This window comes from Bacillus sp. SIMBA_074, from assembly GCF_046534555.1.
Lineage (GTDB): Bacteria > Bacillota > Bacilli > Bacillales > Bacillaceae_G > Bacillus_A > Bacillus_A mycoides.
This window is the reverse complement of the sequence record NZ_JAWRYM010000020.1, coordinates 14,599-27,295: the sequence shown is the minus strand read 5'-3', so window position 1 is coordinate 27,295 and position 12,697 is coordinate 14,599. Positions and strand designations below refer to the sequence as shown.

Sequence of the window (12,697 nt, the reverse complement as noted above, 5' to 3'; positions counted from 1 at the left end):
TGCTATTGTTTCGTATTAGCCAAATACATGAGCATGTGGAATTTTTCGTCTCTTACATGATAATCGAAATAAGGTCCTGGATCTGTACAGTAACCGATATTTTCATTTTGCATGATTTGAAATCCGTTATCTGATAAATTTTCTTCTAAGTATTTTGGATGTAAAATATGCTCATGGGAATTTGGATATAAGGCTGAAATATTTTTCAAGGATTTGGCCGAGTTATCATAATACGAGTATCCACCGACAATTGTTGAACTGTTATGTAAATAGTTTTTTAGAACATGACTTGGGAACTCTGGGTTGAGCAGTGAAAAATCAGTTATTGTAAAACTATCCACAAAAACATCGATGCTAAGCGGTTTCAATGGTAGATTTAAATCGGAATTCAAAATATAAAGGACGCGTGGCTTCGGATTCATACGCTCAATTCTATTTCTCACCTTCTTGAGCATTGCAAGCGAATAGCCACTGAATACATAGTTTGCGCTTGGTTCAAGAACATCGATATATTTGGGTAGTGATACAAAAGCATCAACGTTTGTTTCCACAATTAATTTGTTTTTCAAATCTATATTTTGTAGAACTTTTTGAAATCGAAAATTACTTTTTTCAAATAAGTTAATCATTTTCGGATTGATCTCTTTAATCGTTTCTTTATCGTAAAAATAAGATGGATAAGGAGACGTCTCGTACAAGTTCGCGGTAATGATAATACCCTCCTCGATAGCTGCTTCGTATCCACAGCTACAAGTTAAACTCCCCGTGTGAATGTAGACTTTTTTAATCGTTACATCTTTCATTTCAAGTGGAATGCGGCATTTTGGACAATAGAGAAAATTTACAAAGTCAAGCGGGATTCCTGTAATACTTTCTTCTTTGGATGAAGGCGAGCTAGTTTGAACCGCTTTTTCAATCAATTGGATAGCTTTTGATATGTCTTCTTTTTTCTTGGTTAGCTCGTCCTTTTTATCAATGAGCGAGTTGTTGTAGTAGTCGATATCCTCATGGTCCGAGAAGTTTGTGACACGTCGATATGATAAAATTCGTTGGATTTCTATCAATGAAAAATGAAATTTTTTCAACTCAGTAATAAAAGCCATGTCGTCGAAACACAATTGGTTCATTTGATACTGAGTGTTTTTTTTGTCTGGTATTAATAATCCTAGTTCAATGTAATAACGAACTGTATCAGTCGTAACATGAAAAAGCTTCGCAAATGTACCAATTTTCATAGATGTACCCCCCAATGAAAAAAGTGGAGTTACTCCACTTTTTTCGCAAAATGAATTCAAAAAACTCTCAAATGGCTATTGACTTGGAGGGAACTCCAAGTCATATTATTAACTCAATAAGTTTGAATATTAAGAATATTTTTTGACTGTATTGTAACATACATGTCACGAAAGGAGAAGGATTAGCTATGGATAAGATGGATCATATGGATACACTCTCACTATGGACAGCAACTGCAAACAGATATGACAAAGGAAAACCTCTTGAAGGAAATGAAGAGGCGGATGTTGTCATTATTGGCGCAGGTTTCACAGGTCTTTCTTCTGCATATCATTTGCAAAAGTTAGGGAAGAGTGTCATTGTCCTTGAGCAGGAAACAATCGGATATGGCGCAAGCGGTCGCAACGGCGGGATGGTATTGCCAGGCTATAAGTCAACGATGCAGGAGCTTGCCAAGAAGTATGGTGCCGAAGAGGCGAGGCAGCTTAACGATCTTTCTCTGCTTAGTGTTGAATTAGTTAAAAACATTATTGACGAGCATCAAATCAACTGTAACTTCAGAAAGACAGGTCACATTGTGGCGGCTTACAAAGCCAAGCATTTTGAAGGGTTGAAACTTGAAAGTGAATACTTAAACAAAAATTTTGGATATGACTGTAGCGTGCTTAATCGAAGTCAGTTGCATCAAGAAATTGATTCCCCGCAATATTATGGTTGCTTAGTCGACGACTCGAGTTACTCGTTCCAACCACTGAACTATGCAATTGGTTTGGGAGAAGCAGCTAAATCGATCGGTGCAAAAATCTTTGAGCATTCGAAAGCACTATCTATTGAGTACGGCCGAAATAGTGTGAAAGTTATTACAGAAAAAGGTACTGTTACAGCGAAAGACATTATTGTGGCTACAGATGGTTACTCCGGAAAAATTATGGCTGAATTGAATAAAGGCGTACTGCCAATTTCGGCACGTATTATTGGTACTGAACAGCTTCCAGAATCATTGGTGAATAGCGTCATTCCTAAAGATCGCATGGTTTTTGATACAAGCAGTTTCCTTTACTATTTCAGGCGTACACCAGATAATCGGATCATATTTGGCGGTGGCGATATTCGTCCAAACTTAGGTGATGCTGTTTATCAAAATGTTTACGATGCCATGGTTAAAATAATGCCAAAACTAGAAGGAAGCAAGATTGATTACAGGTGGGGTGGATTTATCGGGGTTACAATTGATACGTTCCCCGTTATCGGTAGGTCCAAAGAAGGCGCATATTTTGCAACGGGTTATACGGGACATGGCGCGTCTCTCTCGACATTGTTTGGTAAGTTATTGGCACAATGGATCGTTACGGGGAGTGCAGGTGGATATCGATTTGAAAAAGAACGCCTTAAATCATTCCCATTCTATAATCAGAAAACGATGCTGGTCAATATAGCACATATTGGTTTCAAACTGGTAGATATTATCGCGTAAAGGAGAGGTGTTTATGAAAATTAACATGTTCATTGACGGGAAATGGGTAGAAGCATTATCGGGTGCTAGACGAAACATTATCAATCCTGCAACCGAAGAGGTTATCGCAACGTCTGCTCATGGATCAGCAGATGATGCGAAGATAGCAATTAAGGCGGCTCGTAAAGCGTTTGATAGCGGGATCTGGTCGGATTTATCGGCTGATGAAAGAGCTGACTATCTATATAAGATTGCAGACCGTCTTGAAGAGAATACAGCTGAAATTGCCCGTTTGGAAACTGCAAATAACGGTAAGGTTATCCGTGCAACAACCTATGTAGATATTCCTGTATCGATTCAATGCTTCCGCTATTATGCTGACTTGATTAAAGGTATGAAAAAGGAATCTTACACTCGTGCTGATGCTTCAGAAACGATTATTATTCATGAACCGATTGGTGTTTGTGGACTTATTGTACCTTGGAATTTCCCGCTTATGTTAGCTGTTTGGCAAATTGCTCCTGCACTTGCCGCAGGGAATACAATTGTAATTAAGCCTGCTGACGTCACTCCTGTAAGCGTATTCAAATTATTTGAAATTATCGAAGAGGTTGGACTTCCGGATGGAGTAGCAAACTTAGTATTGGGACCTGGTTCAAAGGTTGGGAATGAGCTTGCAGAGAGCCATGATGTCGACAAAATTGCCTTTACTGGTGGAACAAAAACAGGTCAAAGTATTATGCGCGCAGCTGCAGGCAATATGAAAAAAATCACACTTGAACTAGGTGGTAAATCTCCACTTATTGTGTTCGACGATGTGGATTTTGAAACCGCAGTCGATAATGCGATGTTTGGTATTTTCCACAACGCTGGGCAAGTTTGTTCAGCTGCATCTCGTTTACTTGTACAAGAGACTATTTATGATAAGTTTGTTGAAAGATTGGCCGAGCGTGCGAACAAAATTGTAGTTGGCAACGGGGAAAGTGAGAATATTGAAATGGGAGCGCTCACAAACGAGTCTCATATGAATGAAGTTTTACATTATATTCAGAGAGGAATCGAAGAAGGTGCAAAATTAGTTTGTGGTGGTAAGCGCTTAACAGAAAATGGGCTTGATCGAGGGTTTTTCATTGCACCAACAATCTTTGCTGATGTAAATGAGAATATGTGTATTGTGAAGGAAGAGATTTTTGGCCCAGTCCTTGTTGTACAGAAATTTAAAGATGAGGAAGATGCCATCCAAAAAGCGAATGATTCTATTTATGGATTAGCCGGTGCTGTATTTACGGAAGATATGGACCTGGCAAAACGTGTCATTAGTAAATTGCGTGCGGGAATTACTTGGATTAATAGTTATCATCTCGCTTATGTGGAAGGTCCTTGGGGAGGGTATAAGCAAAGTGGCATCGGCAGAGCGTTAGGTGTTGCCGGACTGGAGCACTTTATGGAAACGAAGCAAATCAATATCCACCAGCATGCAAATCCGGTAGGGTGGTATGCAAATTAATTGAGCAAAACGTGCTATATAAATTATTTATAAGGGGATATGCTCATGAAAATAGTGGACAACGGTCCGTCATCAAAAATAGAGCAACCAGAAGTAATGAATAAGCCGGTGGATGATTCATTGCTAGGAACCAAAAGTATTCCGTTACTATATTTACGGTTTGCTTTAGCGGGAATTATGGCTAACGTAATTTTAGGAGTTGTATCGGTTGTTGATGGCTATTTCGTCAGTGGCTTTCAGGAGCTGGAAGTCGAAGGGATCGGAATTGGATTTACGGTCATGGTTATTACCCGTATGATTGGTGTTCTTTTAGGTGTGGGAGCCGGAGCGGTCATTTCACTTCGACTGGGGAAAGGGAAAATCGAAGAAGCTAGAAGTATTATGGGACAAACTTTATGGTTTACTCTTTTCCTGTCTTCTTTGTTAGCTATACTTGGGTTGGTCTTTGAAAATGATATTATGATTTTATTCGGAGCAAGTGATGAAGCACTTCCGTATGCGGTGCAATATAGCCGACTGCTATGGATTTCGTTGCCATTAACGATATTGGCCGTTGTATTAAGTATTTTAGCTAATATCGATGAAAAGCCTATATTATCAATGAACAGTTGGTTAGTCGCAGCGGTTGTTGCTGGGACTATGGAATGGATTATGGTAGTGAAGTATGACATGGGGATGATGGGTTCTTCATGGGCTAATACGATTTCGCAATCGATTCCTGTTCTCCTAATCTTTTATTTCTGGTTTGGTAAAACAAAACTTAAGCCAAAAATGAAAGATATGATGATTAATCTCAAGAAGATTGGTGAAGTGGTTTGGACGGGCTTTGCATCTTTCTCGAGTCAGTTCATGATGTTTATTGCAATTATTTTCACCAACAACTTACTGCAAAGCTACGGTGGTGGTCTGCACGTTGCAGCTTTCACGATTCAAAACGGTTACATTACAAATCTCCTCGCCTTAGCAGCGCTTGGTGGGATGACAGGGCTTCAACCGATTATTAGTTATAATTACGGTGCGGGCAACCTTGATCGTGTGAAACAAGCAATTAAGATGGGACTCATTTTTACAGTTTCCTTCTTTGTAATCGTGACAGCCATACTAGTCATTTTTGCAGATCCAATTGTGTCATTTTTTTCCGGTGGTAATCCTGAATTGCAAAAACTGGGCATTTGGACGACAGTTGTATTCAATTGTTTGTTTACGCTTAGTGCAGTTAGCCTGCTTATCTCCGGTTATTTCGAATCGCAAGAGAGAAACTGGTCCGCAACGTTTATTAGTGTAAGCAAAATATTGTTGTTCATGTTACCGTTTCTATTTATTTTCCCGAAATACTGGGGTGTAGAAGGTGTATGGTACGCTGCTCCTGCTGCAGAAATTCCAGGTGTTCTCATTGCCATATACTTTATGAAAAAAGAGTTTAAACGTTTAAAAAATACAAATGTTAAGACAGTAGATTTATAGACTTATTCCTTCAAAATTACCAATAAGAAAGAGAAAGAGAGAGGATTGTCATGTTTTTTGCGAAAAAACTTACAGCAGAAGAAGCAGAGCAACTAGGTGCCAACGCATGGGAAACGTGGGTAGGCGAACCGAATAAAGGAACGTGGCATGTAGAAGAGCAGGAAGTTTTCTATGTGACAGATGGTGAAGTGTTTATTACTGTTGATGGGGAAAAGTATCATATTACAAAGGACTGGATCGTTTCCTTGGCTAAGGACCTTGTTTGTGAATGGGATTGCCCAGTATTTTTGAAAAAGAATTATAAGATGAACCATGAGATCCATCTGAAATAATGTGAACTGGGGAGTGGACAAATGCTAAGCAGATGACTGCTCCTGCGTATTCAATGAATAAGATTAATAATGTTGAAGAAATGTATGTAAATAAGTTTACATACCGTCAAATGAATGCGCTTTCTTTTCAGGGGCGATAACATAGGACGGTTATCTTAAAATAGGAGGCTTCACCATGGTAGTAATGAAAAATGTACAAACGTTGAAAAATTATATTGGCGGACAATGGATAGAATCCACAAGTAAGCAAGTTGAAGATGTACCAAATCCAGCAACAGGAGAGATTATTGCTCGTGTGCCTCTTTCGACTAAAGAAGATTTAGATAGAGCTGTAGCAACTGCGAAAGAAGCATTCAAAGCATGGAGAAAGGTCGCTGTGCCTCGGCGTGCTCGGATTCTATTTCGCTATCAACAGCTATTGATTGAAAACTGGGAAGAGTTAGCTAAACTCGTAACCTTGGAAAACGGAAAAAGTTATAAGGAAGCATACGGTGAAGTGCAGCGGGGGATTGAATGTGTTGAATTTGCCGCAGGCGCACCCACTTTAATGATGGGAGAGCAACTTCCCGATATTGCTACTGGTGTTGAATCAGGGATGTATCGTTATCCGATCGGAGTAATCGCAGGAATAACGCCATTTAACTTTCCGATGATGGTGCCATGCTGGATGTTTCCACTCGCGATTGCATGCGGGAATACATTTGTATTAAAACCATCTGAAAGAACACCGCTATTGGCTAATCGCATAGCTGAACTGTTTAAAGAAGCAGGTCTTCCAGATGGAGTACTAAATATTGTGCATGGTGCACATGACGTCGTTAACGGCATTCTTGACAATGAGGATGTGAAAGCTGTATCTTTCGTTGGTTCTCAACCTGTGGCTGAGTATATATATAAAACAGCAGCAGCTAACGGTAAACGTGTACAAGCTCTTGCAGGGGCAAAAAATCATTCGATCGTATTAAAAGATGCGGACCTTAGTTCTACAGTGAAAGAAATTACAAGTGCTGCCTTCGGTTCAGCTGGTGAACGATGCATGGCAGCGGCTGTTGTTGTCGTGGAAGAAGACGTTGCAGATGAGCTCGTTAATAGACTGCTTCAAGAGGCTAATGCAATTACGATTGGTAATGGTCTGGAAGAAGGTGTTTTCCTTGGTCCTGTTATTCGTGAAGGACATAAAGAGCGGACACTCGGATACATTCAATCCGGTGTAGAGCAGGGAGCGACACTTATTCGTGACGGACGTGAAGACGATGTAGCAAACAGCCAAGGTTATTTTGTTGGCCCAACGATTTTTGACAATGTGACACAGGAAATGAAAATCTGGCAAGATGAAATTTTCGCACCGGTTCTTTCTATTGTACGCGTAAAAGACTTGATGGAAGCGATTCATGTTGCTAATGCATCGCCATTCGCAAATGGTGCATGTCTGTACACAAATAGCGCGAAAGCTATTCGTGAATTCCGTGAAGAAATTGATGCAGGTATGCTTGGGGTTAATCTTGGAGTTCCTGCTCCAATGGCATTCTTCCCGTTCTCAGGTTATAAGAAATCTTTCTATGGTGATCTCCATGCAAATGGAAAAGATGGCGTAGAATTCTATACTCGCAAGAAAATGCTTACGGCTCGTTATTGAAAGCGTGATGTAAAACCATAAAAAGATAGAATGGAGCTGGTGAGTGTGCAAGCGACGGAGCAAACACAAAGTTTGAAAAAAACAGATGAAAAGTACCTTTGGCATGCGATGAGAGGAGCAGCCCCTAGTCCAACGAATTTAATTATCACAAAAGCAGAAGGGGCATGGGTGACGGATATTGATGGAAACCGTTATTTAGACGGTATGTCCGGTCTTTGGTGCGTGAATGTTGGGTATGGTCGAAAAGAGCTTGCAAGAGCGGCGTTTGAACAGCTTGAAGAAATGCCGTATTTCCCTCTGACTCAAAGTCATGTTCCTGCTATTAAATTAGCAGAAAAATTGAATGAATGGCTTGATGATGAATACGTCATTTTCTTTTCTAACAGTGGATCGGAAGCGAATGAAACAGCGTTTAAAATTGCTCGTCAATATCATCAACAAAAAGGTGATCATGGACGCTATAAGTTTATTTCCCGCTACCGCGCTTATCACGGTAACTCAATGGGAGCTCTTGCAGCAACAGGTCAAGCACAGCGAAAGTATAAATATGAACCACTCGGGCAAGGATTCCTGCATGTAGCACCGCCGGATACGTATCGAAATCCAGATGATGTCCATACACTGGCAAGTGCTAATGAAATCGATCGTGTCATGACATGGGAGTTAAGCCAAACAGTAGCCGGTGTGATTATGGAGCCAATTATTACCGGGGGCGGAATTTTAATGCCTCCTAATGGATATATGGAAAAAGTAAAAGAAATTTGTGAGAAGCACTGTGCGTTGCTCATTTGTGATGAAGTTATATGTGGATTTGGACGAACAGGGAAGCCGTTTGGATTTATGAATTATGGCGTCAAACCAGATATCATTACAATGGCAAAAGGTATTACAAGTGCGTATCTTCCTTTGTCAGCAACAGCAGTTAGACGAGAGGTTTATGAGGCATTCGTAGGTAGTGATGATTACGATCGCTTCCGCCATGTAAATACGTTCGGAGGAAATCCTGCTGCTTGCGCTTTAGCTTTGAAGAATTTAGAAATTATGGAGAATGAGAAACTCATTGAACGTTCCAAAGAATTGGGTGAACGACTGTTATATGAGCTAGAGGATGTAAAAGAGCATCCAAACGTAGGGGATGTTCGCGGAAAGGGCCTTCTTTTAGGCATTGAACTAGTGGAAGATAAGCAAACAAAAGAACCGGCTTCCATTGAAAAGATGAACAAAGTCATCAATGCTTGTAAAGAAAAAGGTCTAATTATTGGTAAAAATGGTGACACTGTTGCAGGTTACAATAATATTTTGCAGCTTGCACCTCCATTAAGCATCACAGAGGAAGACTTTACTTTTATCGTTAAAACAATGAAAGAATGTTTAGCTCAACTTTAATTAATTATTGATAAATCTTGTTAAAAAGCGGATGAGCCTATTAGGAGATGTAACTTTAAATACTGAATGAATTACTCGAAAAGAGTAATTCCGAAAGGGTTGAGTGTATGAAAGCTGATGTTGTATTGATAAATGGAGAAGTTATTACAGTAGACCAAAAGAATACAGTAGTCGAAGCTGTAGCAATAAAAGATAATCATATCGTAGTTGTTGGCTTAAATCAGGAGGTTAAGAGTTTTATAGGAGAAAACACGGATGTAATTGACCTGCAAGGGAAAACGCTTCTTCCTGGATTCATTGATTCCCATCTTCACCTCATTTCTCATGGGCTAAATCAGTTGGCTGTCAGTTGTAAAGCTGAACATATTGATTCTATCGATGCTTTGTTAGATGATCTGAAAAAGAAGGCCCTAGAGACGCCAAAAGGTGAATGGATACGTGCTTGGGGCTTTAATGAAACCGCTGTGAAGGAAAAGCGTTATCCAACAATTACTGAGTTGGATGAAATTTCAGTTGAACACCCTATTATTATAACTCGTACTTGTCACCACATAAGCGTGGTGAACAGTAAAGCATTAGAAATTGCGCAAATTAACGAGAACACACCGGATACGAGTGGGGGAGTTATTGAAAAGAATCAGGCAGGAAGGCTTACAGGAAAGTTAATTGAAGCAGCAAATATGAGTATGAGCGAGGTTGCAAGTTATACAGAAAGTGAAATGATGAAGGCTGTGAAAATTGCATCAGATCATTTCGTTGCAGCTGGCATAACAAGTATACATGACGCAGGTGGAGATGGACCGGAGAGTTTTCGTTTACTACAACGAGCTGTGAAGAGTAGGGATATTCGTGTCCGAATATATGCAATGATATGTCAAATAAATAACTCTCATGAATTTGTTAATAAAATGGTCGAAGCTGGTGTGATAACTGGTACCGGAGATGAGAGATTCAAAGTTGGACCGGCTAAATTGTTTACAGATGGAAGTAGCACGGGGCCTACAATTGCAACCCGTAAGTCATATTCAAGTGACCCTAACAATTACGGCATTCTTTATTATAGTGAGGAAGAAATCTATAAGGTTTTAGGTGAAGCGCATAAAAAAGGTTATCAAATCACTGTACATGCACAAGGTGATAAAGCCATTGAAATGTATTTAAATTGTGTAGAAAGGGCGCTAGAGGAATCACCAAGAAAAAATCACCGTCATCGGATCGAGCACGCGGGAATTTCTTCACCAGATTTACAAGAGCGAATGAAAAAACTCGAGATGATTCCTATTCCAAATCCTCCATTTCCATATGAATTTGGAGAGATATATATCCGGCATTATGGTGATCGTGTTAATCACATGTACGCTGCTCGTGATTTTATTGATCGTGGTATCATTGCAGCAGGTAGTTCGGATGCACCAGTTACTGACTATAATCCTTTATTAGGAATTCATGTTGCTGTCAATAGAAAAACTAAGTCTGGAATAGAGGTTGGTGCTAATCAATCTATAAGCGTAATGGAAGCTATTAAACTATACACATGGAATGGTGCTTATGCGAGTTTTGAAGAAGAGATAAAAGGAAGCATAGAGGTCGGAAAACTGGCGGATTTAGTTATATTAAATGACAGCATTTTAAGTGTCAATCCAAACCAAATTAAAGATTTAAAAGTAGAAACAACAATTATTGATGGTGAAATTATCTATCAAAAAGAACAATCAGTGAAAATGTAGCAATAAAAAAACGCCCCTTCAATTGTGAGAATGATTTTAACAATTGAAGGGGCGTTTCAGTTGTTTAGTTGCGCTTTTCAAATCGTATTAATTTTCCAAGAGAATTGAAAGGATATGCGTCTACTAACAAATATTCAGATTATGAACACTAGAAAACGAACACAACCTATCATATAATTGAAAGACTATATTGTAAAATCAATGTTAATATTACCCTCCTATAAGTATTAACATGCGTAATTGAGGTGTTTTCTTTGTTGTTTTATGATCGAATTTCTATAATGGCCCCTCCTGTTCCGTAGCTAAGAAAGTCTATTCATTTCTGAGATTTTCAAAGTTATAGGAGGGTATTAAAAGTGAAAAAAGTCTCAGTACCATCACTTTGGTTAATGATCATTCTGGTGGCATTTCCGCAAATTAGTGAAACAATTTACACACCGTCTTTACCGGATATTTCAAAGGCGTTGCACGTAAGTAATAATGAGGTACAGTTAACGCTTAGTGTTTATTTTGCTGGATTTGCTTTAGGTGTATTTTTTATTGGATGGTTATCAGATATAATTGGTCGTCGCCCAGCAATGTTATTTGGAATTGTAGTATATGGCGCTGGAAGTTTCTTATGCTATATTGCAAATTCTATTGAATTTTTATTGTTTAGTCGTTTTATTCAAGCATTTGGAGCAAGTGCTGGTTCAGTTGTGACACAAACGATTCTTCGTGAAAGTGTAGAGGGGCATAAACGTCATGTTATGTTTGCTCAAATTTCGGCAGTCATTGCCTTTACACCAGCGATAGGTCCGTTAATTGGTGGTTTTCTTGATCAAATGTTTGGATTTAAAATGGTGTTTTTAAGTTTAGTAGTTATGAGTGTTGGAATTTTGCTGTATACTTTTGTTTCTCTTCCGGAAACAAAAACGGACACAGTAACGGACAAAATAAATGTGTTTTCAGTGTTAAAAAGATTAATTACAAATCCGAAAGTAGTAACATACGGTCTATTGATTGGAGGAACGAATGGTGTTTTATTTAGCTACTACGCAGAAGCGCCGTTTATCTTTATTGAATACTTTCAGTTATCACCTAGTATGTACGGATTTCTAGGAATTGTAGTTGCGTCTGCTTCTATTATTGGAGCGAAAGTTTCAAAACGGTTACTGCCTATTTATAAACCGGAGAAAATCATATATATAGGTAGTATTGTAATGACAGGGGGAGCAGTCATTTTATCTGTTATTACGTTTGTTGGATTAAATCCTAACATAATATATATGATTGGATTTTTAGTAGCGATGTTTATATTGCTATTAGGAATTGGGGTAGCATTACCTAACTGTTTAAGTTTAGCATTAGTAGATTTTCAGGACGTCATTGGTACAGCAGGTGCCTTATTTAGCCTAGGCTATTATATACTAGTGACGGTGACGATTTGGGGAATGAGCCAGCTTCATACAGGTTCTTTAGTTGTCATGCCTCTATATTTTTTAGTTATTGTAGTAATTATGGTAGTTTTCACTCGAGTATGTATTTTGAATGATAGAGCTGAAAATTCTGTTTAAGTATATAAAAAAAGAGAGTCTCATTGAAAAATGAGACTCTCTTTTAGTACTACAGTTTTACAAATTTTATTTATCAAACAAGAGATTTTTTTAGCAACTGTTTTTTATCATCTACAATAAATTGTGAATATAGTTGCCATGTGGGGGGATATAAGATTTTATATAAAACCTGGTATTGGCCTGTGTTTGTTCTACGTTTGGTTTATGCTTGGTTTATGTTTCGTTTTCGTTTGGTTTCATTAATTACAAAATCAGTTACAAAAGTTACAAAAGCTATTTTTGTTATCAAAATAGACTTATATTACGGAGGAGAGCATGAAAAAATGTCTTTAGGAGGGGACAAAAAATTTGGTGAATAAAAATGTATTATCAAACTTGGACATACTCATGTTATGAATCT

At 38.6% G+C, this 12,697-nt stretch carries 9 protein-coding genes; 8 read left to right on the top strand and 1 reads right to left on the bottom strand.

Translation table 11 applies throughout. The annotated features are described in order from the left end of the window. Nucleotides 1-2: 2 nt before the first annotated feature. The gene (locus SB773_RS19790) at nt 3-1,235 is read right to left on the bottom strand and encodes a MerR family transcriptional regulator (protein WP_131245366.1); all 1,233 of its coding nucleotides are present in this window, start codon (nt 1,233-1,235) and stop codon (nt 3-5) included. 188 nt (nt 1,236-1,423) lie between these two features. Here SB773_RS19790 and SB773_RS19785 point away from each other — a divergent pair, with 188 nt between their 5' ends. From SB773_RS19785 to SB773_RS19750, 8 genes are all read left to right on the top strand, one after another. After that, nucleotides 1,424-2,710, top strand: coding sequence for an NAD(P)/FAD-dependent oxidoreductase (locus SB773_RS19785; RefSeq protein ID WP_002128397.1), 1,287 nt, complete (start codon nt 1,424-1,426; stop codon nt 2,708-2,710). Between the two features lie 13 nt (nt 2,711-2,723). Then, nucleotides 2,724-4,196 carry an aldehyde dehydrogenase family protein gene (locus SB773_RS19780; RefSeq protein ID WP_410591609.1) on the top strand — a complete coding sequence of 491 codons (1,473 nt, stop codon included), beginning with the start codon at nt 2,724-2,726 and terminating at the stop codon, nt 4,194-4,196. Nucleotides 4,197-4,241: 45 nt separating this feature from the next. Further along, entirely contained in the window at nt 4,242-5,660 is a 1,419-nt protein-coding gene (locus tag SB773_RS19775) for an MATE family efflux transporter (RefSeq protein WP_215576507.1), read from the top strand. Between the two features lie 50 nt (nt 5,661-5,710). Beyond that, the gene (locus SB773_RS19770; protein ID WP_410591606.1) at nt 5,711-5,992 is read left to right on the top strand and encodes a cupin domain-containing protein; all 282 of its coding nucleotides are present in this window, start codon (nt 5,711-5,713) and stop codon (nt 5,990-5,992) included. 175 nt (nt 5,993-6,167) lie between these two features. Further along, nucleotides 6,168-7,628, top strand: coding sequence for a CoA-acylating methylmalonate-semialdehyde dehydrogenase (locus SB773_RS19765; RefSeq protein ID WP_410591603.1), 1,461 nt, complete (start codon nt 6,168-6,170; stop codon nt 7,626-7,628). Between the two features lie 30 nt (nt 7,629-7,658). After that, nucleotides 7,659-9,014 carry an aspartate aminotransferase family protein gene (locus tag SB773_RS19760; RefSeq protein WP_410591601.1) on the top strand — a complete coding sequence of 452 codons (1,356 nt, stop codon included), beginning with the start codon at nt 7,659-7,661 and terminating at the stop codon, nt 9,012-9,014. A 107-nt stretch (nt 9,015-9,121) separates the two neighbouring features. Then, nucleotides 9,122-10,741 carry an amidohydrolase gene (locus SB773_RS19755; RefSeq protein ID WP_410591599.1) on the top strand — a complete coding sequence of 540 codons (1,620 nt, stop codon included), beginning with the start codon at nt 9,122-9,124 and terminating at the stop codon, nt 10,739-10,741. Between the two features lie 356 nt (nt 10,742-11,097). Beyond that, nucleotides 11,098-12,297: a multidrug effflux MFS transporter gene (locus SB773_RS19750; protein WP_410591597.1), complete on the top strand. Its 1,200-nt coding sequence runs from the start codon at nt 11,098-11,100 to the stop codon at nt 12,295-12,297. The last annotated feature ends 400 nt before the right edge of the window (nt 12,298-12,697 follow it).